The sequence below is a fragment of the Ensifer sp. 4252 genome, from assembly GCF_050434565.1.
Classification (GTDB): Bacteria; Pseudomonadota; Alphaproteobacteria; order Rhizobiales; family Rhizobiaceae; genus Ensifer.
The window spans coordinates 196,920-223,608 of record NZ_JBNDIU010000009.1 but is presented as its reverse complement, the minus strand read 5'-3'; the positions used below and the strand labels follow the sequence as shown (position 1 = coordinate 223,608).

The window sequence follows — 26,689 nt, the reverse complement described above, 5'->3', positions numbered from 1 at the left end:
GACATCAAAATGCACAAAACAGTTTTCAGTGCGGCCGCGAGCTGCATGGCTGGGCTCGTCTTCGCTATGACCGCGGAGGCCCAAAGCATGAGTAAGAACGAAGCCAAAGGGACGAGCATTTCCGGTAAATGGCGCGGCTCTTCAGGTCTCGTCACAAAGGGAGCTGACGGGAAGGTCATTTTCCTTTTTGGCGAGACCCAGCCTTCTGTCGTCTGCTCTCCTTTGCAGGTCTGCGATATCGAGCTGCAGGGCGGCGAGATCGTTCGTGATGTTCTCGTCGGCGACACCGTGCGCTGGAAGATAGAGCCCGCGACATCGGGGGTGGCTGGCGGGCAGGCAATCCATCTCATCGTCAAGCCATCCGAACCCGGCCTCGTCACCTCAATGGTCGTCACCACCTCGCGACGCACCTATCATATCCAGCTCAAATCTCATCCCAGCCAGTATATGGCGAGGGTGGGCTTTGAATATCCCGAGGACACGTCTCATAAGCTGGCCGACATCAACTCGCGCCTGGAAACCGGTAGCTTTGCCGGAGCAAGGCCGGAGGCTTTGAGCTTTTCCTATTCCGTGAGCGGTAGCGCAGCCTGGAAACCGAAGCGGGTCTATTCCGATGGCATCAAGACCTACATCCAGTTTCCCCGCTCCATAGCTGGTCAAGATGCGCCAGTGCTCTTTGTCGTCAGCGGCGGCCAGAACCGCATCGTCAATTACCGAATGAAGAACGACATGATGATCGTCGACTATGCAGTCGAGAAAGCGCTGCTCGTTTCCGGCGTTGGTTGGCGCCGCCAGAAGATCACTATCCGGAGAGGCGGCTGACGATGCGCGAATTGCCCATGTTTGTTCTCACGGTCGGGCTGCTAACGGGTTGCCAGACGGGAGACGAAGCACTCACAACGAACTCTGCTCCGACGGCGGTCACCGGACCAGCTGCCAGTGCGATCGCCGGCGATATGGCAAGCCGGTTTGCCGAACAGACCGGCTCGCCAGAAACGACAACGATCAGGCTCGATAAAAGCGAAACCGAGTACGCGATCGCACTCGAAGCAGCCTTAAGGGGGTGGGGTTATACAGTTACTCCGGAGCGCAAGACAACCATAAAAGAAAGACCGGTAGCGCTTACTTATGCGATCGACATTTTCGATGGTCAGGTCCTTGCGCGCCTCACGACGCCTTCGATAGCCATTGCCCGTGCCTACACGCAGACACCAAACGGCGCGACGCCAGCGAGCCCGCTCTCGATCATGCGCCACAACTGAGGAAGAGTGAATGGTCCAGTCCCTTCAGCTTGGCGCTTCCGGCAATGATGACCAGCAGGAAATGCGTCGCCTCAATCGTCTTCCAATCATAATCGCGTTGATAGTCATCGTGCTGTTCTTTGGCATTGTGATCCTCGGTCTGTCCTGGCGAGGGCTTTCATTTAACCGGAGCAACGAGGTCGGCAACGCGGGGAGCACGCCAGCGACAAGTTATGGCGAACAGCTGAAGCGCGGTGTTACTGACGGCATAATCGGCGAACCCGATAAACAGGAGGCCCTTCAACCGACACCAGAGATCACTCAAAGAGAACGCGACAAGGAACCCATCATTGCGAACGGTCCGGTTGAACAACTGCCGCAGCCCGAAACTGACAAAGACTGGCAAACGCGACTGAAGCGGGAGCAAGATGAGCAGTATTTCCGGGAGGCGCAGCGCCAGCGCATGGCGCGGCTTCAGGCGCTTGCTACCGCCTATGACTCGCCGTTGAAGGTAGACGTTGCAGTCGTCTCGGGCACGCCCGACAATTCGAAGGCCTCTGTCGCCCGAGCAACCGCTATGACAAGCGGGACGTCAGATCTCTACGCGGCTGCGCTCAACGCAGGTCCCATGGACCAAAAAGGCGACCAGAACCGCCAGGCCTCGAAAGTGGATTTCTTCAACCAGGACATCAAGGATCTCGGCTATTTGCCCAACCAGGTGGTCCCGCAGCTGTCACCATTCGAATTGAAACGCGGATCGGTCATCCCGGCCACCATGATCACGGGGCTGAACTCCGATTTACCCGGCCGGATCACAGCTCAGGTCAGCCAGAATGTCTATGACAGTGCGACCGGTCACCGACTTCTCATTCCCCAGGGAGCGAAGCTTTTCGGCCGCTATGATTCCAAAGTATCCTTCGGCCAAGAGCGTGTGCTCGTCGTCTGGACCGATCTCATCTTTCCAAACGGATCGACGCTGCAGGTCGGAGGCATGGCGGGTACCGATGCCGAGGGATATGGGGGCTTTAGCGACAAGGTCGACCGGCACCTGTTGAGGACATTCGGATCGGCCGCGCTGATCGCCCTGATTGGGACTGGCATCGACATGTCGATGCCGGAGAGCTCGACGCGTGCGTCACAGGACACGGCATCTGATGCCGCTCGGCGAAACTTCGCAGAAACGTTTGGTCGCGTAGCCGAGCAAACGATCTCGAAGAACCTCAATGTTCAGCCGACAATCCGCATTCGGCCAGGCTACAAGTTCAATCTGCTCGTCGACCAGGACATCATCTTTCCTTCTATCTACCGTGGATAGCCCCAGTCCGGACCGCGACGCGTTGCTCTCTGAAGATTTGTGAGACGTTGCAACCAAAATGCCGCCGCTGGCACAAACATGCTGCTGCAATTTACGGTAGCGTGACTTGAAAAATCTCTTCTCACTCTTAGTGATATGCAACACGGGTCGAGAGAATCTCTCGACGCAGAACTACCAAAGGTTGCCAGGGGAATTTTTGCCAGATCAAGAAAACGGGAGGGATGATGTGAGTGACCACCTTCGATCGTCCATCGACAGGCTGGAAGCCGCCTGCGATGAGCTAATGATAAAGAGCGCTCTCAAACACTTCGCGAATATGCATGGATATGAGCGGTTCGCCTATCTTCAAACTGACGGGTTTCAGGTCAAGACCTTCAACTCGTATCCCGGCCCATGGGAACGCGACTACCTTAAGAGCGGATACTCCACCCTCGACCCCGTCGTCATCGAAGCGAGGCGGATGCGAGAGATGTTTGAGTGGGCCGCGGACGATTGGCCAGCACGCGGAAGCTCGGACCTGCGGCGATTTCGCGACGAGGCGATCGACCATGGTATTCGATCCGGTGTCACTATCCGCGTGGAGGGAAGTTATGGGTCCGCGATCATGCTGACATTCTCGTCGCCGGAAAAGAAAGCGAGCGTCTCAGGAGCACTCGATTCTAACAAGGCGCTCCAATTGCTGATGGCCATCCATTACCAGCTAAAGGCTGTTGCAGCGAAAGCGACTTTCAATCCCAAGCGGGCCTTGTCGCCGCGGGAAATGCTCTGCCTCATGTGGTCTGCGAAAGGAAAGAAGGGGGAGGAAATCGCGATGATCACTGGCATCAAGCCACGCACCGTCCAACACTATCTCGATCAAGCACGTCACAAACTGGGTGCGGATTCAGTTCCTCACCTCGTCGCCATTGCCAAGGATCGGCGCCTCGTTTGACTCATGGTCGGCGTTGTCGATAGGCACCGCCGGCAAGAAACCGAGCATGTCTAGAATCTCCGACAGCGCCTCTTGCTGGGACTCGGATTTTTTTTGGCGTGCCAGATATTCGTCCTGGAGAGTCTGTAGGACTGCGCTGGAGATCGACGGATCGTCGGTTGCGCGCAGCCACTCTTCGTATACGGCCTGATCCGCCGCGAGAAGCGCGCGGTGTTCGCGGATGGCTGAAACTGCCAGCCTCTCCAATTCTGACTTGCTGATCGAGCCGTATCGAGATGTGCGCTCCGCTCCCTTGTCTTTGAAGGATCCAGCGTCTTCCATCTTCATATTCCCCAAGCTCCGTGGCCTCGTTCGACCCGGTATGTAGTGGCCGTTTCTATGCCGAAGACCACTACTCTACTAAATCGTAACAGTGAGATGATCGACAGGTGCGTGATAGCACATGCATCGTCGAATCGGAACTATAGTTCCTGGCACGATAGTGCCGATTAGGGTTCCGCTCATGCGATGGATCTCAAGGAGGTCATGGCGATGAACTTGCGTCGAATACGTCATGGCAAGAAACTGACGCAGGAAGAACTGGCCCACCGTACTGGCCTGAGCGTCCGGCATATCGGGGATATTGAACGGGCAAACGTTTCTGCCACCGTCACAGTTTTGGGGCAAATTTCGGAAGGATTGGGTGTCGATCCGAGCGAGCTTTTGGCGAACCCAAACTAGCCCGGCGCTCCCAGCAAAATGGGCCAGTGTTCGGCTATTTCTTCTATCCCGTCAGCTAGCTCGAGCCCGTCACAGAACGTTCGACCGCGACCTCGTTGCGACTCGTAGCACGACTACTCAACCCAAGAATCGAATACCAGTCGCGGCTTACACTTGCCTATCTTTCAATTGGACGTCAAAGAGATTTCAAATGGACGCTCCTTGACTTTCAATTAGACGCAGCACTAATTTCAAACAGTCAGATGAGGGGGAACTATGGCGTTATATCCTAGGCTCGCCGAACAACGAATTAACGATGCTATGTTGGATACGCGCGTCGTGTTGATCGTCGGCCCCCGACAATCGGGCAAAACCACACTGGCCAAGAAAATGGCTAGCGCGGAAATGGAGTATTACACACTCGACAATGCCACGACCCTCGAAGCAGCTCGACAGGACCCGGTTGGGTTCGTCAGAGGTATGAACCGTGCCATCGTCGATGAGATCCAACGCGCGCCCGAACTGTTGTTGGCAATCAAGGAAAGTGTGGATACCGACCAACGTCCGGGACGTTTTCTCCTGACGGGCTCAGCCAATCTCATGACGCTGCCACGCGTGGCGGACTCGCTTGCAGGACGCATGGAGGTCGTTCGATTGCTACCGCTCGCTCAAAGCGAAATCAGGGCAGGGGGCGGCGACTTCCTGCGCGATGCCTTTCGAAACGACGTCAAAGCAGGAGATTCGATCGTCGGCGACGACTTGATGGCTGCAGTTCTCGCAGGGGGATATCCCGAGGCATTGGGGCGGAAAACTTTGACCCGCAGACAGGACTGGTATGCGGATTACGTCCAAGCGATCGTTCAACGCGATGTTCGCGATATCGCGCAAGTCGAGCAAATCGCTCAAATGCCGCGGTTACTGCGCATTTTGGCGGAGCATTCGGGACAACTCGTGAACTATTCCGGAATTGGCGCCGCTATCGGGATGAATCACATCACAACGCAAAAATATGTTGGCATATTCGAGAGCTTATTCCTCGCGCGGACCGTACAGCCCTGGTTTTCCAACACGCTGAAACGCCTGACGAAGACGCCCAAAGTACATTTTCTCGATTCTGGTCTTCTTGCATCTCTTAGGGACCTCTCGCTTGACCGGCTAAGGGCAGAAAGAGGGCATTTTGGGCCGTTGTTGGAAACTTTCGTTTTTGCCGAGATCCTGAAGCTCGCGAGTGGCGCGGAAGAACGCTTTGAGTTTTCGCATTTTCGCGACAAAGAACAAAACGAAGTCGACATCATTATAGAAGACAGAAGAGGACGAATTGTCGGCATAGAGGTAAAGGCAGCGGCGACCGTATCGAGCACCGATTTTTCTGGATTGCGAATCTTGGCAGAAGCGGTCGGAGAGAAATTCGTTTCAGGCATTGTCTTGTACGACCATGAAAAGGTGATCCCATTTGGAGAGCGGCTATACGCCGTACCCTTTTCCGCGTTGTGGCGTTAGCGCTTCGGAATTGTGCTTCAAGTGTCAGGCTCTCAAGGACGACCGCGCAGTCCCCTGGTGTTCTAGCGTCGCGCGAGGGCTCACGTGCCTACTTGCCTCCTATCCTCGTAAGATCGATCCGCATGTCCGCCGCACCAATATCTACCTTTTCCTGCAATGGATCAGCCGTCCGCTCGGCGTCCTCAGCTACAGGCGACTGTTTCTCATCCCCCTGTTCGCCATTCGCGCCACCGGTTCCCACCTCGTCGCGCGGATCTGCTGCCTGAAACACTCTGACGCCTTCAAACTCCCCCGTCTTCCATGCATAGACCGCATCGTCGAATATTTGCGGAAGGGCTTCTTCGCTCCTGGGATTGCCATACCACTTGGCGACAATTCTCAATATCTTGGCAAACAGCGCCGTTCCCTTGCGAAGGTTTTCGCAAGCGTCGACGAGTTCAGGCTTCAGGTCAGCGGCGCCCTTAACGCCGAGACCCGCCGGAAACTGTGTGAGGCCGACGCGGACCACCGCCCATCCGGAATATTGCCGCACGATCGCCATCGCCTCGTCGACCGAGGTCGGTTTTGGGACCAGGATCACCCGGCCGCCCGATTTGACCGTCACGGCGAGGGGATCCGTCGAACCCGCGACATCCACGAACTGCTCGACGATGGCGGATTGGAGAGAGGGATCGGCGCACTCGTTGATCAGGGCAGCGTCCAACATGACGTCTCCTCGTGCTTCAGGTGTTGAAGGAAAGAGTGAGCGGCTTTGAAAACAGCCTGGCCCAGGCGATGGTGCTCGCCTGTTGGATTGCGACGATGGATGTCCCCTTGGTCCACCATCCGTTTCCGACACCGACGATCAGGTCTGGATCGTGGAGCATCGATTGCAGTATCGGCCAGACAACAAGCTGCTCGTAACAGATCAACGGTGCGACCCGACGATCGGCCACCGTCGCAATTGGGTAGCCGAATAGATGCGCCCGCGCGCCACCGCTCTTGCCGAACCACGACCTCCACGGCTGCCACATCGAGCCGGGGACCGGCATCCGCTCGCGATAAAGGACCTCGCCGCCGCCCGCCGATAGGCCGATGAGCACATTATCATAAGTCTTTGCATCAAGCGTGGCCGCACCGGCCACCACGGTGATGCCAGTCCCTCGCAGGGCGCTGATCCAGAGCCGTTCAACCGTTGGTGTCCCGAAGCCCAAGGTGCTTTCAGGCAGGACGACGATTTTGATGCCAATCGGTGCGCGGTCCTTCACCGTTGCAATGAGGGTACGGTGACGCTCAAAACTCGCATCGCGGCCGAGTGAAGCCCCCAGCTTAAGATCGACGGCCAGCCAACCTTCGGGTAGTTTCGGGTCGGTCCAGTTTGCGGCGGACCAAAGCCAAAATCCCGAAAGGATAATGGCAACAGCCGGCCACGCACGGGTTACGAGGCCCATGAGGCCGGCTGTGACCGCAAACAATCCCCACCATCCCCATCCTGGGAAGACAACGCCTGCCGCCGTCACTGGATGCGCCCAGCCCGTGATGCCGAAGGGTGGAAGCGCCATAAGGATGACCGCCGCCAGATAACGGAACGGGCGAGCGCCGGGGCGCTTCGTCCAGAGCAGCGCATGCGCAGCAACAAAGCTCCCCGAGGCACATAGCCAAAGCAACAGGCCGGGCCACAGGTCGGAGGCGTAGAAGGCCGCGACGCCGTGCGGCAAACCACGGGACGCTGCGAGAAAATACCCAGCCGAGACAAGCAGTGCCACAGATCTCGTCGAGGCCCGCGACCAGAGGACAGGAAACACCAACGCGATCGGCAGAAGCAGGACGTTGCCGCTCCATCCGCTCCATCCGGCAACGATCGCAGCGATGACCAGAAGCGCTGGGCGATAGTGGTTACGGTGCATAGGTCCACACCTCTCGCGCCAGGCCGAGCACTCCCGCTTCGGGGATGGGCCCGAAATAACGGGAGTCGTAGGACCCCGCAAAGGGTGAGTGCAGGAACACAGAACCTGCCGGCACAATCCCGCCCGGGAACGGCGTCATCTTCCGTCCTTGTCCATCAAGCTGCACCACATTGGAGGAGGGAACCGAACGGCCGTCGACGTTGACGCCAACGCCCACTGCGACACGCTGTCCGGCGACGGCGATGATCGACTTGACGAGGGGCGCGACGCCGCCCGGGCAGAGACCAGAGCGCAGGTACCCGCGCGTGCGCGCCTCACGCATCCTCGAGGTTTGCGGTGGGCAAATGAAGACGAGATCGCCAACAGCGGCCGGACGATCGAGCTTGCCGATACGCCAGAGACCAAGCGGTTCGCTCGGCGTGAGATTGATCCGATAGTGACCGAACCAGGCGCTAGAGATCGCGCCGAGGAACGCCATTGTGATCATGGCCAGACCGAATAGGAGCGCGTTATCACGCCGCTTCATCGGCGCGGTTGCAATGTGGATGGCGGTCATTTCAGCGACAGCCCCTGAACTTTCGTCTGGCGTAGCGTCTCGGCCTGTTTAAGGGCATCGACCGTGCGCTCATGAGCGCTGAGCTGCTGCACCGCGCGCATCAACTTCCACGCCAACAGGACCTCTGCGGTTTCACCGGGTTTCATGCCAGCTGTGATCGTCTTGAACGTATCTCCGTTCGTGTCCTTGGCGGCGAGCGGCAGGAACGTGCGTTCCCCGAAGCGCTTGGTGACCGCCTTGGCAAACCCGTCCAATTCAGCCTTCACTCGTCCGTCGGCGAGAGCGAAGCCCAACGCCGCAGGGAGATCATTGCGATCGATGGCATCCCGCACGCGCTCCAGCGTTTGCCGAGCGCTCGCAGACAGCGCCGGAATGTCGATCTCCATTTTGCGTCGGGCGGCCAGTTCCTCGGCTTGATAGCGCTGTTCGGCCTGACTGCGCTGGCGTATGTAGTGATCGAGGCTCTCAGCGAGTGCCGAAGCATTGCGTTCCGCCCGTTCGCGGTCCTGCTTGTCAGCGCGGCTTGCGAACATCCCGGTTTTGCCCTTGAGCATACCAAAGTTTTCTGGTTGGCCGCCGATCTTCGTTAGTGTCGTTTTCGCAGCGGCCTCGTCCTTCAGCAACACGTCGACATTGACCGCCTTGAAGGCAGCTTCCGGTTGGGCATAGACGACATGGAAGCGGGTCGAGACATCCTCCCATTGCTGCTTCAAGCCCGGGTCCGCTTCGAGCCTGTCAGCGACTGCCTGCTCCATCGATTTCGCGAATGTGGCGACACCGGCAACCATGGGTCTGGTCTCCTTGAGGCTTTGCGCGTTGAGTGTTTTGGCGCCAACGGCGAACCCGAGCTGCTCGCCGATACTGGCGAGCCGGTGAGCCAGGTCAGCCAGTTTGCTTTTCTGCCGGATGGTCCATTCGAGCCGATCACGGGCGATCGTGCGCGCGACGTTCACGAGGTGCAGGCCGCGCACTTCGGCGAAGCGCAACGCTTGGCGATAGAAGGTCGCCTTCTCGTAATCGAGTGTGGTTTCCTTCGAATTCTTCCGCGACAGGATCTCAATCAGGCCGCCGGCCTTGGCGAATGAACGCCTGCCGTAATAGACGCTGAGATCCTCCCGGTGTCGGGTCATCGCAACATAGGTCAAATGCCGATCGAGGGAGAGCGAAGCGAGCACTTTCACCCGTTCCACGGTGGCGCCCTGGCTCTTATGGATCGTTGTGGCATAGCCGTGGTCGATATTGCTGTAAAAGCGGCTCTCCACCGTCACCTGGCGGCAATGCTCTCCTTCGCCAACTTCCGCGACGATGCGATTTTGAGCAGCGTTGACGACCTTGCCGAGCATGCCGTTCTTGACGCCCAGTGATCCCTCATTCTTGAGGAAAACGATCTGATCACCAGACGCGAAATGGCGGTTCCCGTCCTCTGTTCGAAACACGAAACCGTCGTCGAGCAAGCCCCGCTCAACGAGCCGCGCACGCGCCATATCGTTCAGCATCCTCACATCGCGCCGAAGGTGGGCGAGGATCAGCGTCGTCTTGGTTGGATCGTAGTCCCGGTCCCAGTCTGTAATGAGGTTCTGCACCGCTTGGGTCTTAAGCTCGGAGCCAAGGAGCCTGCCATTTGCGCGATAGGCTTCGACCGCCTTGCCGACATCGCCACGAGCAAGATCGAGCGACGCGTCGCGCATCCACTGCTCGCGTTGTCTATAGATAGTGCCAAGTTCTGCATAGCCGATACGATCGGCAATGGCCCGGAAGGCAGCGCCCGCTTCAATTGGCTGCAGCTGTTCCGGGTCGCCGATCTGGACGAGCTTGGCGCCAGCCTTCGTGGCGGTCTCGACGAGCAGCGCCATCTGCCGAGATGACACCATGCCCGCTTCATCGAGAACGAAGACCGTCTTGTCGTCGAGCTGGTTTCGGCCTTCTTTCCAGCGCAGTTCCCAGGCCGAGAGTGTGCGCGAGACGATCCCCGCGTCCTTCTCCAGCCCTTCGGCAGCCTTGCCGGCAAGCGCGCCACCGACGACACGATAGCCCGCTGCATCCCACGCTTCACGCGCAGCCTTCATCATCGTCGTCTTGCCGGCGCCGGCAAGGCCAATGACAGCGGCGATCCGCTCGGGCCCCGCCACATGCTCGATCGCCGACTTCTGCTCCTGGGACAGGCGCGAGTGACGCGCGAACGTCGCCTTGAGCACCGCCTCCCGAACGCCATGCGAGGATCGGCGTGACAACCAAACCGCGCGATTTGCCATCTCCGCTTCCAACCGGATCAGCTCGCGCGTGGTATATTTAGCAGGCGCCCGCACGCCCGCCACAAATGAAGCGCGTTCCCGGTCGAGACGAAGCGCCTGCGGGCTTTGCAGAATGCGGGCCATCAGCCCCTGGAACAGGCCGGGGTCATCGATATAGCGATGCAGGATTTTCGCCACGTCACACCCGTCGAAAACGCTCTTCTCGCGCGTGATCAGGTCGAGCACGATCTCCGGCCGCCGCTGGATGCGTCTCGCGTTCTCGCTTCGCCGTTCCTCCTGCAACTCAAGCCGCTCAAGAGCCGCCTTCTCCGCTTCCCCCTCTGTCTTCCTCTCGATCGCCTTCGTCCCGACCCCAAGGTGGATTGTCGGGTTGAGCTCGATACCCTGCTTTTCGAAGGAGCGGCCATCGATACGAATGTCGAGACCGGCAAGGGCCAGATGACGGTTCTGGCAGGCAAACCAGCCATCGCGAAACGCGTTGAACTCGGCCATGCCTCCGGCCCAAAGCTCGTAGACAATCTTTCCGTGATCATTGCGAATTGGATTGCCGTCTGGCCCCTGAACCGCGACCTTCTTGGCGCCGAACCCGTCTTCGGTGAGTGGGCGCAAAGTGGTCATCATGTGGATGTGCGGATTGCCCGGCGCGTCATGAAAGACCCAGTCTGCAACCATGCCCTGCGCGGTGATGAGCCTTGCCACAAAGTCCCGGACAAGCTCGATGTTTTGGTCGGGTGAAAGTTCGATCGGGAGGGCGATCGTCACGTCCTTGGCGAGCTGGGCGTCGGAGCGTTTCTCGAATTCCTCGACCTTGTTCCAGAAGGCTTCTGAGGCGCCGGACACCGATCGATCTGCAATCATCAACCGCAACCATTCGGGTGAATTGGCCGGAACGGCGAACTCCTCATGCAACAAACCCTGCTTGGCGCGATAGTCGATCGTTCTTGCTTCCCGCTCGTAGTCCATCTTTGCGCAGTGCCGATAGGCCGCCGACAGCACCGCGCTGCGACCGGAGCCGCGGGCCACTACACTGACGGAGAAATGGGGAACAGCCACGGCAGAAATCTTTCCTGATTGCGAACAAACTCAACGGGTTCGTGAGGAACGGCGGCCCCGCCAGAGGGAAAGCAAAGCGTCGCAGCTGCGACGTATAATTGCGCACTTTGATGCCGCTCCTTCGGAACGACCGTGATCATTCACAAAAGCATCGCCCTTGGCGATTGTAGGATTCACCGTAGTGCGTTGCGCCCTCCGGTCCGCAAAACTGGCTTCGAAAGACAAGCTTTCTGACGCCAGGGAGACGGACGGAATGAAGAAACCTTCGTCAAAAATTCGCGACGAAATCGCCAAGCTGCAGGAACAACTCAAGCAAGCGGAGACGCGTGAAGCCGAACGCATCGGCCGGATTGCGCTTAAGGCAGGCCTTGGTGAAATCGAGATCGACGAAACCGAGCTTCACGCAGCCCTCGAGGTTCTGGTGACGCGCTTTCGCGGAGGCCGGGGTGGCGCCGCTTCGACCGGAGGGAGGAGGAACACTGCCGAAAGTGGCGGACCGGCCGAGAGCTCGACGCTCGCGCCTGGCGCGGCTGAGAGCAGCAGTAGCGAGGCTTAAACGGATGGCGAGAACGAGGACATCGGATGCCCGCAAGAAGGACACGCGGGAAAAGATTGAACTCGGTGGCCTGATCGTAAAGGCGGGCCTGCGATATGAAAAACGCGCGCTTCTGCTCGGGGCGCTGGTCGAACTCAGGTGCAGGCTGAAGTCCGACGAAGGCGAGCGGGCACGGCTGATCGCGATTGGCGTGGAGGTCTTCAGCAATGACCACGAATAGGCTCGCGCTTGCAATCATCCCCGTCGCGTTGATGATACTGACGGTGATCGGCATGGATGGGACCGAGCACTGGCTTTCGCCATTTGGCAAAACGGATGCGGCAAGGCAGACGCTCGGCCACATCGGTATCGCAGCACCCTATGTCAGCGCCGCGGCGATCGGGGTGATCTTCCTGTTCGCAAGCGCGGGCGCAGTGTCCATCAAGTTCGCCGGCTGGGGCGTTCTCGTCGGATCCGCGGCAACGTTTCTAACGGCAGCACGTCTTTCTGCGTTTGCTCAAGATGTGCCCGAGGGCAAGTCCGTTGCCTCGTACCTGGACCCAGCAACCATGATGGGCGCAGTTGCAGCGCTGATGGCTGGATGTTTCGCGCTCCGCGTTGCGCTGATCGGCAACGCGGCCTTCAGACGCGCCGAGCCGAAGCGCGTAAAGGGACAAAGGGCTCTTCATGGCGAGGCCGACTGGATGAAGATGCGACAAGCGGAGAAGCTTTTTGCCGGTACCGGCGGAATTGTCATTGGCGAATGCTACCGCGTCGACAGGGATAGTACGGCGGAGCAATCGTTTCGAGCGGATGAACGCGAGACCTGGGGCGCTGGCGGCAAATCGCCATTGCTCTGCTTTGATGGGTCATTCGGGTCTTCGCATGGGATCGTCTTCGCCGGATCCGGCGGGTTCAAAACAACATCGGTGACGATTCCGACGGCACTCAAATGGGGTGGCGCGCTGGTCGTCCTCGACCCTTCGAACGAAGTGGCGCCGATGGTCTGTCGGCATCGTAAAGCCGCTGCGCGGCTCATCCGCATCCTCGATCCGAAGGAACCGGAAACCGGCTTCAATGCGCTCGACTGGATCGGTCGGTTTGGCGGGACCAGGGAGGAAGATATCGCCTCCGTCGCATCTTGGATCATGAGCGACAGTGGTGGTCCGCGGGGTGTGCGCGACGACTTCTTTCGCGCGTCGGCGCTACAATTGTTGACCGCGTTGATCGCTGACGTCTGCCTGTCTGGTCACACTGATCAGGAGAAGCAGACCTTACGACAGGTTCGGGCCAATCTGGCGGAACCCGAGCCGAAACTGCGCGAGCGGCTGCAGTCGATCTACGACAGTTCGAACTCCAACTTCGTGAAGGAAAACGTCGCCGCCTTCGTCAATATGACTCCGGAAACCTTCTCCGGTGTCTACGCCAATGCGGTCAAGGAAACGCATTGGCTGTCCTATCCGAACTATGCAGCCTTGGTGTCCGGTTCAAGCTTCGCGACTGACGCCCTTGCCGCCGGGAAGACCGATGTGTTCATCAACATCGACATCAAGACCTTGGAGACGCATTCCGGTCTGGCGCGGGTGATCATCGGCTCGTTCCTCAACGCGATTTACAATCGCCACGGCCAAGTGAAGGGGAGGGCGCTCTTCCTCCTAGATGAGGTCGCGCGCCTCGGTTACATGCGGATCCTGGAAACCGCGCGTGATGCCGGCCGCAAATACGGCATCACGCTGACGATGATCTACCAGTCGATCGGACAAATGCGCGAAACCTATGGCGGCCGCGATGCCGCAAGCAAGTGGTTCGAGAGTGCGAGCTGGATTTCTTTCGCCGCGATCAACGATCCCGACACAGCGGACTACATCTCTAAACGCTGCGGCATGACCACGGTCGAGGTCGACCAGGTCAGCCGAAGTTTTCAAGCGAAGGGAACGTCGCGAACCAGATCAAAACAGCTTGCCGCGCGCCCGCTGATCCAGCCACACGAAGTGCTTCGCATGCGCGCCGATGAGCAGATCGTCTTCACCGCCGGCAACCCACCGCTTCGCTGCGGACGGGCGATTTGGTTCAGACGCGAAGACATGAAGGCTTGCGTCGATGCGAACAGGTTCCACAAAATCGCGCAAGACGCCTGAGCCTGTGGGATCGAGCCGGCGCGAGGAGATCCGACCAAGGCTGATCCAGAACAATGAAGAGTATCGGAGAAATCAGCATCGCGACGACCGAAGGGCGGGATTTCGGGAATTCTCGTCGTGTGAGGGGCGGGAGAGGGGCAGCCGCAGGAGCCTCGACTGAGTACCCGAAGGGAGGCGGGACCGACTGCACCCCGCACCTCGCACACAATTTTGTCGCACTCAGAAGTTCAGTGACGGGCTCAAGATCGAGACAAGTTAAAAAAACGGGGGCGAGGAAGCTGACCGGGGTGAAACGAACGGCGGCTCGTCAGGGACCGCGCGTTCGATACATCACCGATATGAATCGATTCAAGCCAATCGATTCAAAAGTGTCGTTGGACGCGGCCGCCGGCATCGACGATTCTGGCCCCATGATCTCTCAACCCTATCGGCTTTATGTGGAGCGCTCCGATCCATCGAGAAACATGGCACGCTACTATGCCATGTCGATCGAACCGAACCTCTTCGGCGACATTTGTCTCTTGCGGAGGTGGGGCCGCATTGGAACGAAAGGACAGATGATGGTCCATCATTTCGGCCGGGAAGAGGAGGCTGTGCTGCTGTTTCTCGACCTCGTCCGACAGAAACGGAAACGCGGCTATCGACCGCAAGCGTGGCTGTCACAATGACGATCGGCGCGGTGGCTCGCCGGCTTGAGGCCCGACAAGTCTCCGCGCCTCCATAACTGCATAGATTGGCACCATGTTGGTTGCATGTAAAAACCTCCGTCAGAACGGAGGCACTGCGCTGACACGGCCGTCTTGCTCTGCCAGGAGGACCTCGCGCTCTGCCCGTGCAAGTTCAAGCTCGGTCTCGATCTGCCGACGCTCGCCAGCGCCAACGGCGTTCTTGAGCTCGGCCAGCAGTTCTTCGATGTGTTGCTCGATCGTCATCGTCGTCATCTCCTGATGTTTGAGAAAGATGACGTCTGCGGGCGGGGGGAGAGGGCCGGGTCAAGGAGCGCCAGGCGCCCGCAGCGCGGCGGGTGGGGGAGCCGAAATGCGCGAGCATTTTGGGGGAACCGCCCGTCCTTGAGGCGGCCCTTTCACCACGTCAAAATGGGATGATCTGAGCAAATCCCAACCTCTCGTGTGGCAGTGAAAAGCCGGAAACCGGCTCGATGCCTGTGTCCGGCTTCAGACATGAGGCCCGGCCCCGCTGCGTGAGCGGGGCCGGTAGCTCCTCAATCCCGGTTCGGGCGGGACCAGATGAGCTGGTATCCGTCTTCGCCATCGACTTCCGTCAACGTCGCGTAGATCGGAGCCGGGAAGCTCGGGTCGTCGAGCTTGACCGAGAGGTAGTCGCGGTCCTGCTCGGAGCGCTTCTGCCAGGCGGCGCCCAGTTCAACGGCGCCCGCAAAGATGCGGAACTGCGGGCCCTTGTCCGAGGGGGTCTCGACGCGGGCGATACGGGCCTTGACGTTGAGGGCGAGGGTGCGGATTGAGCCGGTGAAGCCGTTTTCGTTTGCGGTGAAGGTGCCGATGGTAGCCATTGTCGTATTCCCTTTTTGCTGTTTCGGGCCGCTCCATTGCGGCCTCGATGGCAGTCGCAAAGGCCGGGGACGATCGGACCGCACCCGAATGGGCCGAAACACCGTGGAGGACGGAGCGGAGAAACTTTCATGTTTCGCGCGGAATGGCGGTGATCCGGGGTTCCCACTCGACATCGTCAGAGTGGGGTGGTCTCCGCCGGGGGATGAAAGTTCTGGAGGGCCGTTGCGGGAGCAAGAGCGAGACGAAGCCGTTCCCCGGGCAGACATGCCCCATCGAGCCGCAGAAGGACTTGGCCTACGACGGCAATGAGAGGAAGAAAGAAATGGACCTCCCTCGGCAGACTTCATGCGCTGGCACGGTCACGCTAGACCCACTCCTGCTAACCGCGACATGGCCGGCCGAATTGCATCGCGCATGTGTCTTCGTCGCATGCTATCGATGACTGTGCCATCGGACAGATTTGAGCAGTCTTCAAGCCGGGCCACAGCACCATCTTTCGGGCGGTCCGCGGTCAACCGGCCTCGAGTGCCAAGGCCACATCCGAAAATTAGGCAGGACGTCGCCCCACGCCGCCAAGAGTAAGGTCCGGCCCAACCCGGCACTCCGGTCTGAACCATTCACGGCCGCTATTTGGACCGGCTGACCTCGGTCAGCGATTTGCGACGCGCGATAAACTCACGAAGAAGGGGAAGGAAGAAGGCCTTGCTCAATCGGCCAAGCGGTGGTTCCGGTTCAAGGTAGAAGGAGCGACCGACGACATCGGTGTTGAATTCATCAAGGATGATCCAGAGCCGGAGGTCTGCATCGAGCCCAGCCCGCCGTTTCTCAATGGCGGGGATCTCCGCGGTAAAGCGAGACTTCTCTGGCTGCTTCGTGGTGATCGCGAAGATCACTACCAAATCTCCATTGGGTCGTGAGAGCCTTACGCCAACCGCGACCGGTCGATCTTTGCGGCCCTCCGTCTCACCCTGGCCGGCTTCTCTCGCCCAAAGATAGGGATAGCGGATTACTGTCGCGGTTTGGATGGCGTCATAGCCGCTCATCGGTTGCCCTCTTCGCTTTCGGCATAGGAATCGACCGCCGCCTCAAATTCGTCGAGCAGTTCGCGCGGCATGGTTTCGAGCGTGCCCACCGATCGCGCATCGGATTGTCGCATCAACCGCTCATAGTCATCGATGTTGAGAAGCACGAGGCGCGGCTTGTTGCGCTGTGTGATCGTCACAGGATGCCGCAAGGCCTCAGCGATAATATCGCCGGATTTTCGGGAAAGATCGCTGGTTGAGTATGAACCACTATGACGTTTCATGCTTATCTCCGTTGTGCCTACGGCGGATCTGAATATTGCGGTTAAAATACAGTAATTACAGCACTGCTGTAAATGCTGTATTTTGCAGATGCTTGGCGCCGCTGCGTGAGCGGGGGCCGGCAGTTCCTTAGTCCCGGTTCGGGCGGGACCAGATGAGCTGGTATCCGCCTTCGCCATCGACTCCCGGCAGCGTCGCGTGGATCGGAGCCAGGAAGCTCAGGTCGTCGAGCTTGGCCGAGAGGTAATCGCGGTCATGCTCGGAGCGCTTCTGCCAGGCGGCGCCGAGTTCAACGTTATGTGGTGCACCACATAACTCTGAGAACGTGATTATGCGGAGTTCCGGTCGCTGAAGGCTGGATTTGTCGGCGGTCACGGGGATGCTGCTCCGCATAATTTCACCGAAATTTGCGCGGCAAGCGTTGGTATCTTCAGCCTGACGCCGCCTTGGCATATGGTCGGTCGAGACGTGAATTGTGAGAAGCTGAGATCTTGGCGGATGCGGGTGAAACTTCCGACGAAATCGCACGCGTTAGACGGCGGTTAGCCGCTCTGGATGCGGAGCGGATGGCGCTTGCCCTCGAATTGGAAACACTTGAGCGAAAGTTGATATCCGGTCACCAGGCTGGTGAGCGCACCTTGTTCACCGATGCTCCAGTTACGAACGGCTCGCCTTCGTCTGAGAAAATCGCCCTGTTCCGAAGTCTGTTCGCTGGGCGTTCCGATGTCTTCCCGACGCGATGGGAAAACAGGAAGACTGGAACCTCGGGATACTCGCCGACGTGTTCGAACGAATGGGCAAAAGGGATTTGTGGCAAACCGAAGGTGAAATGCGGCGAATGTCCGCATCAGGCCTTCATCCCAACGTCCGAGGGCGTCATCGAAAAGCACCTTCGCGGCGGCGATGCGCGGTCTGGCGACTTTGTTGCCGGCGTATATCCATTGCTACAAGATGAAACATGCTGGTTCCTAGCAACTGACTTCGACAAGGAAAACTGGGCGGATGACACCAGAGCACTGCTGGCTACGTGTCGTGCAAAAGGAATTGCCGCCGCACTCGAACGGTCGAGATCGGGGAACGGGGGGCATGTCTGGATATTCTTCTCCGAACCTGTTCCGGCGAAAATTGCGCGCCAACTGGGTGCGGCCTTGATTACTGAGGCGATGGAGAAACGCCCCGAGATCGGCTTCACATCCTATGACCGTTTTTTTCCCAATCAGGATACGATGCCGCTCGGCGGCTTCGGCAATCTGATCGCACTTCCCCTTCAAAGAAAGGCCCGCGAAATTGGCAACAGCGTTTTCGTCGATGACGACCTACGGCCTTATGACGACCAGTGGGCCTATCTATCGTCTTTGCCGAGGCTATCGGCAGACTCGGTCTTCAAGGTCGCTGACGAGGCTGAATTGTCTGGGCGGGTCTTGGGCGTTCGGATGCCGGTCGATGACGAACATGCCGACGAGCCGTGGAAGATGTTGCCGTCACGTCGTAGCGAGCCGCGGCGAATAGAGGCTCCGATCCCACCCAGTATCAAGGTCGTAGTCGCAGATCAGATCTATATCGATAGGACAGAGCTTCCGCCGGCGCTGATTGCGCAGTTTGTACGTCTGGCAGCATTCCAGAACCCTGAATTCTACCGCGCACAAGCGATGCGATTGCCAACATTCGGCAAGCCGAGGATCATCTCATGCGCTGAGCTTCACTCTCTTCATGTCGGTCTTCCAAGAGGCTGCATCGACGAAACGGTTGAGCTCATTAGAAGCCATGGCGCGATCGCTATCTTGGAGGATCTCCGCGAAGATGGAGAGGCTCTACCAGCCGGCGTCTCGTTCCAAGGGGAGCTACGCCGGCCACAGTCGCGGGCCTTTGATGCTCTTGTGGCCAACGATTACGGTGTGCTCGCCGCCACGACCGCCTTCGGCAAGACGGTTGTGGCCGCCGCCCTTATTGCACATCGCGCGCGCAATGCGCTGGTTCTCGTCCATCGCAGGGAGCTTCTGACCCAATGGGTGGAACGCCTGAGTTCCTTTCTGTCCATTGACCCAAGGCAAATCGGCATAATCGGAGGAGGGAAAAGAAAGCCGACAGGGATCATCGATGTGGCGCTAATCCAAAGTCTGGTGCGGAACGGTGAAGTCGAGGACATTGTCGGCGAATATGGTCATCTGATTGTCGATGAATGTCACCACCTGTCCGCCGCAAGCTTCGAGCTGGTCGCCCGGAGGTCCAAGGCGCGATACGTCGTTGGTTTGTCAGCCACGGTTGCTCGAAAAGACGGGCATCATCCGATCATCTTTATGCAATGTGGCCCCGTCCGCCATCGGGTAGATGCAAGGGTCCAGGCTGCCGAGCGTGGAATTCGCCATCGCGCGCGTGATCGGTCGACAAAATTTGACCTGCCAGCGTCTCTGGCGTCGGTTGAACGACCGTCAATGCCGGCAATTTACGCGGCCCTAGCGCAAGACCACAGCCGAAATGACCTGATATTCGATGATGTGCTGAAATCTCTCGAGGCCAGGCGTTCGCCGATTGTTTTGACGGAGCGGAGAGATCACCTCGACTACCTACAGCAGAGATTCTCACCATTTGTGAAAAATCTCGTGGTCTTGCGCGGTGGCATGTCAGCGAAAGACCGCACGCTGGCCAAGACAGCATTGAACGTCAGCGACGATGAGGAGCGTCTCATACTTGCGATAGGCCGATACATCGGGGAAGGCTTCGATGACGCCCGGCTCGACACGTTGTTCCTGACCATGCCGATCGCCTGGAAGGGAACTCTGGCGCAGTATGTCGGCCGTCTGCACCGCCAGCATGATGGTAAGAAGGACGTCCTTGTCGTCGATTATGTCGATGGCACCGTTCCGGTGCTGGCCCGGATGGCCGCAAAACGCCGACTGGGCTATCGCGCGCTGGGCTATGTCATCGAATGATGGCGCCCCGCTGTGAGCGGAGCGCCATCGCTCCAGAATCGGGACTATGCGGAGCAGAATCCCCCGTGACCGCCGACAAATCCAGCCTTCAGCGACCGGAATCCCGCATAATCAGGTTCTCAGCAAAATCGACGGAGCCGGCGAAGATGCGGAATTGCGGGTCCTTGTCCGAAGGGTTATCGACGCGGGCGATGCGGGCCTTGTCGTTGAGGGCGAGGGTGCGGATCGAGCCGTTTGAAGCCGTTTTCGTTGGAAGTGAAGGTGCCAACGGTCGCCATTGTCATGTTCCTTTCTGCTGTTTCGGGTCCGCTCCATTGCGGCCTCGATGGCAGCGGCAAAGGCCGCTGACAATCGGACCGCACCTGACATGGGCCGGAACAACGTGGAGGGCGGCGCGGAGACACTTTCTTGTTCGCGAGGAATGGCGGCAACCTGGCGCAGCTGTTCTCCCCGTCAGAAATGCCCCATCGAGTCTGCGGACAGGGCGCCGGCGCCAATAAAAAGCGGATAGCGCGCTGGTGTGTGGCTCGAATTAGAGAGCAGTCCGGATGTCGGCTCATCGGCGGACCGCAGTCACAGCGCTATTTAACTCAGACCATACTAGGTCCTTCGACCCGGTCCGAGTTGGGTCAGGTGCCCTTGGTCGGTCAATGCACGTAGAAGATCTTTGACTGTGTTTCGGCTTACACTGTCGCTTAACTTTCCTTCGATGCATGTAGACTATCCGATGCTTTCGATCGTTGCCCCCCGTCCACTTGAAAGTCGATCCGGAGCCATACGGCCCAAAGCACGCCATGCGCCTTTGAACTCGTCAACCCCGACAATCAATGACAGGATTTCTGGCGTGATCCGCTGTTAATAGAGGTCGATCGCCGGCATCCACTAATCCATCCGTTTCCATCCGAAAAGCCGGAAACCGGCTCGATGCCTGTGTCCGGCTTCAGACGTGAGGCCCGGCCCCGCTGCGTGAGCGGGGCCGGTAGCTCCTCAATCCCGGTTCGGGCGGGACCAGATGAGCTGGTATCCGTCTTCGCCATCGACTTCCGTCAACGTCGCGTAGATCGGAGCCGGGAAGCTCGGATCGTCGAGCTTGACCGAGAGGTAGTCGCGATCCTGCTCGGAGCGCTTCTGCCAGGCGGCGCCCAGTTCAACGGCGCCCGCAAAGATGCGGAACTGCGGGCCCTTGTCCGAGGGGGTCTCGACGCGGGCGATACGGGCCTTGACGTTGAGGGCGAGGGTGCGGATTGAGCCGGTGAAGCCGTTTTCGTTTGCGGTGAAGGTGCCGATGGTAGCCATTGTCGTATTCCCTTTTTGCTGTTTCGGGCCGCTCCATTGCGGCCTCGATGGCAGTCGCAAAGGCCGGGGACGATCGGACCTCACCCGAATGGGCCGAAACACCGTGGAGGACGGAGCGGAGAAACTTTCATGTTTCGCGCGGAATGGCGGAGACCACCCCACTCGACATCGTAAGAGTGGGGTGGTCTCCGCCAGGGGATGAAAGTTCTGGAGGGCCGTTGCGGGATCAAGAGCGAGGCGAAGCCGTTCCCCGGGCAGACATGCCCCATCGAGCCCGCGGATGGTGCCACGACGGTTTGTGAAAAGGGATATGACGGTGGCGATTGACATCAGACGCCCCGACCGATAGCTGCACCGCGTCGACCCTGACAGCCAGGACAACGGCAATACATGCTTCACTCAGATCCTCGGGCAAGGCCAACTTGCGAGACCAACTTGTAGCGATAAAGTTATGACGCGATTCGTCGCCTGGAGGAAAAATGCGTCAGCAGACAAAGCCGTTCATCGTTGAGATCAAGCATTCCCGAAAGCCGAAAACCGGCATGCATAAACCGTCGATCTGGGGGAAACTGGACCTGAGCGTCGCCGATAGCCCCATGGACCAGGTGGAGCCGGTCGTGGAGCCGGCCACCGCCGAAAGCGGCGACCGGCCTTAAGCTGTCAGACGACGAAACCGTCAAACCGCATCTCGCATTTCCGTCCCCTCGGGCTGAAGCCCGTGGAGAAAGGCGACCGCGCGCTGCGCGTGCGCCGCCGCCTGAAAGATTGCCCGCTTGTCTTCGGCGAGGACATTGAGCCAGGACTGTAGATAGGATGCGTGATCCGGCCGCGGCTCGAGCTCCGGGGCGATGCCGAGGTCGGCGCAAAGGAAGCAACCGCCGAGCTCCGAGATCAGCTCTTCGCGAGCGCGTTCGCTTTTGTCCTTGCTGTAGCGAGACAAGTCACGCCCAACCCGTTCGGTCGGTGCCGTCCAGTGGGTCGCCTCATGGCTAAGGGTCGCGTAGTAGCTTGCCGCATCCTTGAATGTTTCGAACGGCGGCATCTGAATCAGGTCGAGACCTGGGGCATAGAATGCCTGGTTACCGCCGTGGCGGATGATTGCGCCAGTATTGCGGAAAAACCGGTCCACTTGCCCGATTCGTTGAACGGGATCGGGGACCGCTTCGGAGCGATGATAGTAATGGTCGGGCAGCCCATCGATCTGCTCGATATTGAAGACGGAATAGGCCTTGAGGAAGGGGATTTCCCGATCGATCTCGCCGCCATTGCCATTGCCATTGCCATCGGCTTCGGATTTCGTGAACCGGCTTGCGAACACGACCGTCGATCCCGTTTCGCCCTTTCGGACGGCCGCACCAAGCTCGAGCGCCTGCTTGAACGTCATCCATATCGAGGAGCTGAACCCTCGCGACATCTGCTCTGACCAGAGAAGAAGCACGTTCATGCCCGAATAAGGCTGTCCGTTATACCGCAACGGTCGGGTGATGCGGCCATTCGTGTTGGCCGCGTTCCACGGTTTCATCCACGGCCGGACGCCGTTTGCAAGTTCCTCGATGATCTTGTCGGTGATCCGGGAATAGATGTCGGCGTGCCGGCCTTCGATTTTCCTGCTCATCTTCTTGCCTCCACTTCCTGGGAACCGCGCCAATCGCGGTCCCGTCGCGAAGACCAGAGGCAGGAGCCCACAAGCGGGCGACATGCACCGGAACGGCCGAAACATCCGTGGAGGACGGCGACGCCGTTGCATGTCGCTGGCGGCTCCTGCAGGTCCGAAGCCCAAGACGGGCCGCGTCGACCCGGTCTTCAACTCCTCTCTTTTGCCTTCCCGTCCCTGGAGACCGCATTAGAAATGCGGCCGGTCGGTGAGGGTCGGCGCTGTCAAGTTGAAGCAGGCGGGGCGAGCCCGCCTGGAACCGATCAGTCGAATGCTGACATCTGCGCCTCTGCGGCCATGCGGTTGACGGATTGACCATGGTTCTCGATCGGGCGGTCGAATGGCTTCCAGCTCTCACCTACAACATGGCTGTAGGCAGCAACGGCGCCTTCGGCAGCCATCCGCAGCGCGTGGGCCTGGACGCCCATGTCGGCGGCAAACTCTCGCTTGCGGTGAGCGGCGCTGTCATAACCGACCGGACCGTCGAGATCCTCGTCGCGAGCGTCGTTTGCGGCTTTCGCCGTGGCGTCCCGTGCCTCGGTGACGGCTTTGCTATAGAATTGACCTGCGCCGTGGGCGGACCCGACAAAGGCACCGACGATCCGCTGCAGGTGGATCTGCATGGCCCGTTCGCCGAGACCCTCACTCAAGGCATCTGCTGTCTCGCAGATGAGACGCTCGTGAAGATCACGGATACCGTCGCTGTCGATGACTGCAGTCCCGAAGCTTTCTGTGATCTTGAGCGTCTGGGCGGCGTCCGGGCAGGTGAGCCGGACCATTTCGACGGTGGCGCCTTTGCGAAGCTGGACGGTGCGGGTGGCTTGGCGAGGATTGGTAGCGGGCTTGGCCATGTCTCTTCCTTTCGAACCCGAAGCGGGTCCGGCCCGTGCCGGCTTGCCCTTCGGTGCGGTCGCCCAGAGCCAGCGGAAGACGGACGTTTCAAGGTCCGGACACGGCAGGAAAAGCGGAGCCGATCTGCGGGCAAGCAGGGCAATTGCCCTCGCGAAGTTCACGCGGGTCTGCTCTGCGCAGGAAGACGGGTGCCGGCCGCCACGCGGCGCTATAGCGGCCTTGAAGCGCACGGCCGCTGGTTCAGACCGCAACAAAACCGAAGGACAGACCGTCACGGGTCGCCCAATCGAAGGCGAATGGGAGAGTGTCCAGGCACGCCGACTCATTCCTCACCTCTGCGGCGACCATCAACCGCCATCACTGGGCTACCATCGACCTGGTCCGGTACGTTCGCTTGGGGTAATCGGTAGGTTTGAAGCCAGCTCGGACCGCGGGTATTTCGAAGACCGCGAAGGCTCCCGCCATCGTCAGAGGGTGCGCCGCCCATCCAAGCGTTATTCAGGATGCTCTTCCAGCGCCGGGACCGCGTATTGCTCGAGGTTGAGTTGCGGCAATCATTGACGCTTGGGCTTTTCAGGCAACTGTAGCTGTCTCTGGGAGAGCTGTCCCGCGTCTTTCATGCGCGGCAGCCGAGCTTCGTTTGGACGCGCGGACATTGAAATCTCCTGTGCTTGAAAAGCAGAGCGCCGCCGGAGTGACCGGCGGCGGGAGGGGGACAATGCTGAAGGTTCGAAACTATTCGGCCGCAATGCCGAAGGCGGTCTCGCGATCGTCGAGCGAACCGGCGTCCTCATCGAGACCGCCGCCATCGGACGTAGCCCCATTGTGATCGGCCTCCCATTCGATCCGCCCGCTGTCAACGCCATCGGCAGCGTCTTCCACGCCGGCGCCTGCGTAATCAGCATGCCGGATGAGATCGGACACGTCCTTAGGGTCAGGCGCGAACAATGCGGCTGGATGGATCAACGTCGCGTCCCCGTTAAAGTGCTCAACGAGAGCAGCCCGGGTTTCGCGCACACGTGCGCGCGGCTGGATGTTGGCGTCCATTGCAGTGGATTCGAGTGCCTGCCGTGACAGGCATGCGAGGAAGTCCTCCGTACCCATGTTCGGCAGATAGCAATCCGCGCCGATTGCCGCGCCGGCAACGCGCGAAACCACGCCACTGTCCGACATACCGCGCCGGCATGAGAGCACATCGGTCAACGCCGCGCGCGCAGCAACGCGCACCGTATCCATGTCGAAAGAGAGTCGTCCGTCCTCGTTGAACAGACGGGCGGCGTGGCGTGTGAAACGCTTCGGACCAAACACATGGTCGTTGGCGCCGGAGTCGACACGCACGTTCTGGCTCGCGAATGCAAGCACGAGGAGTGCCATCAGCATGTCATCCTCAATCGGCGCGCGGGCGAGCGCCTCATGAAGCGCATCAGTGCGGAAGTCACCGATCATGTCGTGACCCTTCTGGGTCACGTCCGGGCGCGCCTTGATGATTGCGGTGCCGTCTTCGACTTCACCATCCGCCGGTGCAGCCGTCTGTCCCTTTGGCTCTTTCGCTTCCGGCATCCGGTAGTGCACCGTCTGAACCTTGCCGTCACGGTCGAGGTAAAGGCCGGTATGGTCGCCCTTGCCCGGCTTGCCATAAACATGCTCTGCCTTCTTAGGCAATTCAGGTTGGCCCCAGTTGGTGGTTTCGACGATGGTGCCTTTCTTTGGAAGATTGTTCGCCATCCACTCCTGCTGAGCACCGAGGAACGCCTCGACGTTGGTTGTGAAGCGGTTGTCCTGGTCGGCCGGCCCGAAGAGGTCGTCTGCCCATTCGATACCATAGGCGTCACGAAGGTCGTCGCCGAAGCGCGCGTCGCGGGCAAACATTCGGGCCTTCGAAAGGCCGTTGGCAATCTGCCACCATTTTGCAGTATCGCCCTTCTTCGGCTTATGCGCCTTCCAGACCTCCTTCTGATCATCGAGAGACGCGGCCGCAATCGTTCTGAGTTGCTGTTCATTCGGCATGTCGCCCTTGGCCATCTGATCGAGCAGCGCCGGCAGAACATTGGCAAGCAGCCGCAGCTTGCGGATCTGGCGGACGGGCAGCGCCAGCGCGACGGCGATCGCTTCCTCGGTCCAGCCAAGGGCGACCAGGCGCTCAACACCGCGCCATTGATCGACCGGGTTGAGCGGCTCGCGGGCGATGTTCTCGACCATTGAGCGCATGGCGCCGTTGTCATTGGCCGCCTCCTCGACGAGCACCTCGATTTCTTCGAGGCCCGCCGCGATCGCCGCCTGCACGCGCCGGCGCCCTGCCTGAATGGCATAGCCGTTTCCGCCATCCACTTGCGGCGAAACCACAGGCGGCTGGATGATGCCGACGGCTTTCACCGTGGCGAGTAGAAGCGCGTCGGCCTGTGGGGAAGATTTCGACCGCCTGATGTCATCGGGATTTTCGTTCAGCGCACGCGGGTCGATCTTGATGATTTGCATGGGGAAGCTCCTTTTCCGGGTGCGGAGCGACGTTCGTGCCGCTCCTTCCTGTCTTCATTTCTTTGCGAAGACACTTCCCGGACTGCGGAGCGGACGGAACGATGCAAGCGCGGGCGAGCGTCCCTGCTGCGCGACACGAGCGGGGCTCAAGAGCCCTGCGAAGGACGCGTCAGCCGGGATCGCGCAGGCGGCGTTTGAGCGCAGCGCCATTGGGAGGCCCGCTCTGCAACCACTTTGCTCAAGCTCTAACTCTTTGCTTTTCTCGATTGCACCTGCAGATGCAGGGCATTCCTTGAAGCAGGTGAATTTTCTTGAGAGCCGCAGCGAGCTCCACCACCCCGATACGTGAGCCCCCGCCGGCAACAAAAAAGGCGCTCGACCCGGATGGGGAGCGCCCTTTTTGACCCGGACGGTATCGAACATGGCGAGAGACTCGCAACAAGATGCCGTTCAAACGGGAAGTGCACGGCATTTACTTGCGGACCGGATGGATTTCAAGTGCGCCCCTCAAGAAAAAAGGGCCGACGGAAAACCGCGGCC

26 protein-coding genes and 1 pseudogene are annotated in these 26,689 nt (G+C 59.5%); 12 read left to right on the top strand and 15 right to left on the bottom strand.

The annotated features are described in order from the left end of the window. Positions 1 to 9: 9 nt before the first annotated feature. The 4 genes from trbG (at position 10) to ABIE33_RS18830 (ending at position 3,487) form a co-directional block, all read left to right on the top strand. A complete protein-coding gene (trbG, locus tag ABIE33_RS18845) occupies positions 10 to 822 on the top strand; it encodes a P-type conjugative transfer protein TrbG (protein WP_429127979.1) in 813 nt (270 codons plus the stop codon). A 2-nt stretch (positions 823 to 824) separates the two neighbouring features. Then, a complete protein-coding gene (gene trbH, locus ABIE33_RS18840; RefSeq protein ID WP_429127906.1) occupies positions 825 to 1,262 on the top strand; it encodes a conjugal transfer protein TrbH in 438 nt (145 codons plus the stop codon). Between the two features lie 10 nt (positions 1,263 to 1,272). After that, entirely contained in the window at positions 1,273 to 2,556 is a 1,284-nt protein-coding gene (gene trbI / locus ABIE33_RS18835; RefSeq protein ID WP_429127903.1) for an IncP-type conjugal transfer protein TrbI, read from the top strand. A gap of 226 nt (positions 2,557 to 2,782) precedes the next feature. Continuing rightward, positions 2,783 to 3,487: an autoinducer binding domain-containing protein gene (locus ABIE33_RS18830; RefSeq protein ID WP_429127900.1), complete on the top strand. Its 705-nt coding sequence runs from the start codon at positions 2,783 to 2,785 to the stop codon at positions 3,485 to 3,487. Here the strand turns inward: ABIE33_RS18830 and ABIE33_RS18825 are convergent. Continuing rightward, complete coding sequence (locus tag ABIE33_RS18825; protein WP_429127978.1) at positions 3,440 to 3,808, bottom strand: transcriptional repressor TraM; 369 nt, start codon at positions 3,806 to 3,808, stop codon at positions 3,440 to 3,442. The genes ABIE33_RS18830 and ABIE33_RS18825 overlap by 48 nt on opposite strands. 186 nt (positions 3,809 to 3,994) lie before the next feature. Here ABIE33_RS18825 and ABIE33_RS18820 point away from each other — a divergent pair, with 186 nt between their 5' ends. Together ABIE33_RS18820 and ABIE33_RS18815 are read left to right on the top strand one after the other, a co-directional pair. Beyond that, positions 3,995 to 4,207 (top strand): helix-turn-helix domain-containing protein, encoded by a 213-nt coding sequence (locus ABIE33_RS18820; RefSeq protein ID WP_082523577.1) that lies wholly within the window; start codon positions 3,995 to 3,997, stop codon positions 4,205 to 4,207. 255 nt (positions 4,208 to 4,462) lie between these two features. Then, positions 4,463 to 5,686 (top strand): ATP-binding protein, encoded by a 1,224-nt coding sequence (locus ABIE33_RS18815; protein ID WP_429127897.1) that lies wholly within the window; start codon positions 4,463 to 4,465, stop codon positions 5,684 to 5,686. Positions 5,687 to 5,774: 88 nt separating this feature from the next. Here the strand turns inward: ABIE33_RS18815 and ABIE33_RS18810 are convergent, their stop codons facing one another. The 4 genes from ABIE33_RS18810 to traA are packed head-to-tail and all read right to left on the bottom strand — an operon-like array spanning position 5,775 to position 11,433. Next, positions 5,775 to 6,392 carry a TraH family protein gene (locus ABIE33_RS18810; protein WP_429127894.1) on the bottom strand — a complete coding sequence of 206 codons (618 nt, stop codon included), beginning with the start codon at positions 6,390 to 6,392 and terminating at the stop codon, positions 5,775 to 5,777. A gap of 16 nt (positions 6,393 to 6,408) precedes the next feature. Further along, positions 6,409 to 7,572, bottom strand: a complete 1,164-nt coding sequence (locus tag ABIE33_RS18805; RefSeq protein ID WP_429127892.1) for a conjugal transfer protein TraB — start codon at positions 7,570 to 7,572, stop codon at positions 6,409 to 6,411. Continuing rightward, positions 7,562 to 8,128: a conjugative transfer signal peptidase TraF gene (traF, locus tag ABIE33_RS18800; RefSeq protein WP_429127889.1), complete on the bottom strand. Its 567-nt coding sequence runs from the start codon at positions 8,126 to 8,128 to the stop codon at positions 7,562 to 7,564. The genes ABIE33_RS18805 and traF overlap by 11 nt, the downstream gene beginning before the upstream one ends. Further along, entirely contained in the window at positions 8,125 to 11,433 is a 3,309-nt protein-coding gene (traA, locus tag ABIE33_RS18795) for a Ti-type conjugative transfer relaxase TraA (protein WP_429127886.1), read from the bottom strand. The genes traF and traA overlap by 4 nt, the downstream gene beginning before the upstream one ends. A 253-nt stretch (positions 11,434 to 11,686) precedes the next feature. Here traA and traC point away from each other — a divergent pair, with 253 nt between their 5' ends. The 4 genes from traC (at position 11,687) to ABIE33_RS18775 (ending at position 14,774) form a co-directional block, all read left to right on the top strand. Further along, complete coding sequence (gene traC, locus ABIE33_RS18790; RefSeq protein ID WP_429127883.1) at positions 11,687 to 11,989, top strand: conjugal transfer protein TraC; 303 nt, start codon at positions 11,687 to 11,689, stop codon at positions 11,987 to 11,989. Positions 11,990 to 11,993: 4 nt separating this feature from the next. Then, complete coding sequence (gene traD / locus ABIE33_RS18785) at positions 11,994 to 12,209, top strand: type IV conjugative transfer system coupling protein TraD (protein ID WP_429127881.1); 216 nt, start codon at positions 11,994 to 11,996, stop codon at positions 12,207 to 12,209. Beyond that, positions 12,196 to 14,106 carry a Ti-type conjugative transfer system protein TraG gene (gene traG / locus ABIE33_RS18780; RefSeq protein ID WP_429127878.1) on the top strand — a complete coding sequence of 637 codons (1,911 nt, stop codon included), beginning with the start codon at positions 12,196 to 12,198 and terminating at the stop codon, positions 14,104 to 14,106. The genes traD and traG overlap by 14 nt, the downstream gene beginning before the upstream one ends. Positions 14,107 to 14,516: 410 nt before the next feature. Continuing rightward, on the top strand, positions 14,517 to 14,774 hold the full coding sequence (locus tag ABIE33_RS18775) for a WGR domain-containing protein (protein ID WP_429127976.1): 258 nt from the start codon (positions 14,517 to 14,519) through the stop codon (positions 14,772 to 14,774). A gap of 99 nt (positions 14,775 to 14,873) precedes the next feature. Here the strand turns inward: ABIE33_RS18775 and ABIE33_RS18770 are convergent, their stop codons facing one another. The 5 genes from ABIE33_RS18770 to ABIE33_RS18750 form a co-directional block, all read right to left on the bottom strand. Continuing rightward, positions 14,874 to 15,038, bottom strand: a complete 165-nt coding sequence (locus ABIE33_RS18770; RefSeq protein WP_429127876.1) for a hypothetical protein — start codon at positions 15,036 to 15,038, stop codon at positions 14,874 to 14,876. A 290-nt stretch (positions 15,039 to 15,328) separates the two neighbouring features. Beyond that, positions 15,329 to 15,637, bottom strand: a complete 309-nt coding sequence (locus tag ABIE33_RS18765) for a DUF736 domain-containing protein (protein ID WP_115422174.1) — start codon at positions 15,635 to 15,637, stop codon at positions 15,329 to 15,331. A gap of 627 nt (positions 15,638 to 16,264) precedes the next feature. Then, a complete protein-coding gene (locus ABIE33_RS18760) occupies positions 16,265 to 16,681 on the bottom strand; it encodes a hypothetical protein (RefSeq protein WP_429127875.1) in 417 nt (138 codons plus the stop codon). Beyond that, a complete protein-coding gene (locus ABIE33_RS18755) occupies positions 16,678 to 16,944 on the bottom strand; it encodes a type II toxin-antitoxin system prevent-host-death family antitoxin (protein ID WP_429127872.1) in 267 nt (88 codons plus the stop codon). The genes ABIE33_RS18760 and ABIE33_RS18755 overlap by 4 nt, the downstream gene beginning before the upstream one ends. Positions 16,945 to 17,071: 127 nt before the next feature. Further along, positions 17,072 to 17,335: a DUF736 domain-containing protein gene (locus ABIE33_RS18750; protein ID WP_429127870.1), complete on the bottom strand. Its 264-nt coding sequence runs from the start codon at positions 17,333 to 17,335 to the stop codon at positions 17,072 to 17,074. Positions 17,336 to 17,508: 173 nt separating this feature from the next. On the opposite strand from ABIE33_RS18750, the gene ABIE33_RS18745 reads away from it, so the two are divergent. Further along, complete coding sequence (locus ABIE33_RS18745; protein ID WP_429127867.1) at positions 17,509 to 19,872, top strand: TOTE conflict system archaeo-eukaryotic primase domain-containing protein; 2,364 nt, start codon at positions 17,509 to 17,511, stop codon at positions 19,870 to 19,872. Between the two features lie 127 nt (positions 19,873 to 19,999). Here ABIE33_RS18745 and ABIE33_RS18740 read toward each other — a convergent pair. Together ABIE33_RS18740 and ABIE33_RS18735 are read right to left on the bottom strand one after the other, a co-directional pair. Next, positions 20,000 to 20,150 (bottom strand): annotated as a pseudogene (locus ABIE33_RS18740) (DUF736 family protein); the annotation flags it as partial. Positions 20,151 to 20,859: 709 nt separating this feature from the next. Then, positions 20,860 to 21,168 carry a DUF736 domain-containing protein gene (locus tag ABIE33_RS18735; RefSeq protein ID WP_115422174.1) on the bottom strand — a complete coding sequence of 103 codons (309 nt, stop codon included), beginning with the start codon at positions 21,166 to 21,168 and terminating at the stop codon, positions 20,860 to 20,862. A gap of 479 nt (positions 21,169 to 21,647) precedes the next feature. Between ABIE33_RS18735 and ABIE33_RS18730 the strand changes: the two genes are divergently transcribed. After that, complete coding sequence (locus ABIE33_RS18730; RefSeq protein ID WP_429127864.1) at positions 21,648 to 21,824, top strand: hypothetical protein; 177 nt, start codon at positions 21,648 to 21,650, stop codon at positions 21,822 to 21,824. A gap of 20 nt (positions 21,825 to 21,844) precedes the next feature. On the opposite strand, the gene ABIE33_RS18725 is transcribed toward ABIE33_RS18730, so the two are convergent. The 3 genes from ABIE33_RS18725 to ABIE33_RS18715 all read right to left on the bottom strand — a co-directional run bounded on the left by ABIE33_RS18725 (position 21,845) and on the right by ABIE33_RS18715 (position 26,149). After that, entirely contained in the window at positions 21,845 to 22,783 is a 939-nt protein-coding gene (locus ABIE33_RS18725) for an ArdC family protein (RefSeq protein WP_429127861.1), read from the bottom strand. 302 nt (positions 22,784 to 23,085) lie between these two features. Then, positions 23,086 to 23,673 carry a hypothetical protein gene (locus tag ABIE33_RS18720; RefSeq protein ID WP_429127858.1) on the bottom strand — a complete coding sequence of 196 codons (588 nt, stop codon included), beginning with the start codon at positions 23,671 to 23,673 and terminating at the stop codon, positions 23,086 to 23,088. Between the two features lie 736 nt (positions 23,674 to 24,409). Continuing rightward, entirely contained in the window at positions 24,410 to 26,149 is a 1,740-nt protein-coding gene (locus tag ABIE33_RS18715; RefSeq protein WP_429127855.1) for a ParB/RepB/Spo0J family partition protein, read from the bottom strand. Positions 26,150 to 26,689 lie beyond the last annotated feature (540 nt).

What these genes read in the sequence shown, in the direction of transcription:
- ABIE33_RS18810 (WP_429127894.1), bottom strand. Translation starts at nt 6,392, where the DNA reads ATGTTGGACGCTGCCCTGATCAACGAGTGCGCCGATCCCTCTCTCCAA.
- ABIE33_RS18825 (WP_429127978.1), bottom strand. Translation starts at nt 3,808, where the DNA reads ATGGAAGACGCTGGATCCTTCAAAGACAAGGGAGCGGAGCGCACATCT.
- trbH (WP_429127906.1), top strand. Translation starts at nt 825, where the DNA reads ATGCGCGAATTGCCCATGTTTGTTCTCACGGTCGGGCTGCTAACGGGT.
- ABIE33_RS18805 (WP_429127892.1), bottom strand. Translation starts at nt 7,572, where the DNA reads ATGCACCGTAACCACTATCGCCCAGCGCTTCTGGTCATCGCTGCGATC.
- ABIE33_RS18820 (WP_082523577.1), top strand. Translation starts at nt 3,995, where the DNA reads ATGGATCTCAAGGAGGTCATGGCGATGAACTTGCGTCGAATACGTCAT.
- traC (WP_429127883.1), top strand. Translation starts at nt 11,687, where the DNA reads ATGAAGAAACCTTCGTCAAAAATTCGCGACGAAATCGCCAAGCTGCAG.
- ABIE33_RS18730 (WP_429127864.1), top strand. Translation starts at nt 21,648, where the DNA reads ATGCGTCAGCAGACAAAGCCGTTCATCGTTGAGATCAAGCATTCCCGA.
- traG (WP_429127878.1), top strand. Translation starts at nt 12,196, where the DNA reads ATGACCACGAATAGGCTCGCGCTTGCAATCATCCCCGTCGCGTTGATG.
- traF (WP_429127889.1), bottom strand. Translation starts at nt 8,128, where the DNA reads ATGACCGCCATCCACATTGCAACCGCGCCGATGAAGCGGCGTGATAAC.
- ABIE33_RS18725 (WP_429127861.1), bottom strand. Translation starts at nt 22,783, where the DNA reads ATGAGCAGGAAAATCGAAGGCCGGCACGCCGACATCTATTCCCGGATC.
- ABIE33_RS18775 (WP_429127976.1), top strand. Translation starts at nt 14,517, where the DNA reads ATGATCTCTCAACCCTATCGGCTTTATGTGGAGCGCTCCGATCCATCG.
- trbG (WP_429127979.1), top strand. Translation starts at nt 10, where the DNA reads ATGCACAAAACAGTTTTCAGTGCGGCCGCGAGCTGCATGGCTGGGCTC.
- ABIE33_RS18735 (WP_115422174.1), bottom strand. Translation starts at nt 21,168, where the DNA reads ATGGCTACCATCGGCACCTTCACCGCAAACGAAAACGGCTTCACCGGC.
- ABIE33_RS18750 (WP_429127870.1), bottom strand. Translation starts at nt 17,335, where the DNA reads ATGCGGAGCAGCATCCCCGTGACCGCCGACAAATCCAGCCTTCAGCGA.
- traD (WP_429127881.1), top strand. Translation starts at nt 11,994, where the DNA reads ATGGCGAGAACGAGGACATCGGATGCCCGCAAGAAGGACACGCGGGAA.
- ABIE33_RS18765 (WP_115422174.1), bottom strand. Translation starts at nt 15,637, where the DNA reads ATGGCTACCATCGGCACCTTCACCGCAAACGAAAACGGCTTCACCGGC.
- ABIE33_RS18755 (WP_429127872.1), bottom strand. Translation starts at nt 16,944, where the DNA reads ATGAAACGTCATAGTGGTTCATACTCAACCAGCGATCTTTCCCGAAAA.
- ABIE33_RS18715 (WP_429127855.1), bottom strand. Translation starts at nt 26,149, where the DNA reads ATGCAAATCATCAAGATCGACCCGCGTGCGCTGAACGAAAATCCCGAT.
- ABIE33_RS18745 (WP_429127867.1), top strand. Translation starts at nt 17,509, where the DNA reads ATGGCGCTTGCCCTCGAATTGGAAACACTTGAGCGAAAGTTGATATCC.
- ABIE33_RS18760 (WP_429127875.1), bottom strand. Translation starts at nt 16,681, where the DNA reads ATGAGCGGCTATGACGCCATCCAAACCGCGACAGTAATCCGCTATCCC.
- ABIE33_RS18720 (WP_429127858.1), bottom strand. Translation starts at nt 23,673, where the DNA reads ATGGCCAAGCCCGCTACCAATCCTCGCCAAGCCACCCGCACCGTCCAG.
- trbI (WP_429127903.1), top strand. Translation starts at nt 1,273, where the DNA reads ATGGTCCAGTCCCTTCAGCTTGGCGCTTCCGGCAATGATGACCAGCAG.
- ABIE33_RS18770 (WP_429127876.1), bottom strand. Translation starts at nt 15,038, where the DNA reads ATGACGATCGAGCAACACATCGAAGAACTGCTGGCCGAGCTCAAGAAC.
- ABIE33_RS18815 (WP_429127897.1), top strand. Translation starts at nt 4,463, where the DNA reads ATGGCGTTATATCCTAGGCTCGCCGAACAACGAATTAACGATGCTATG.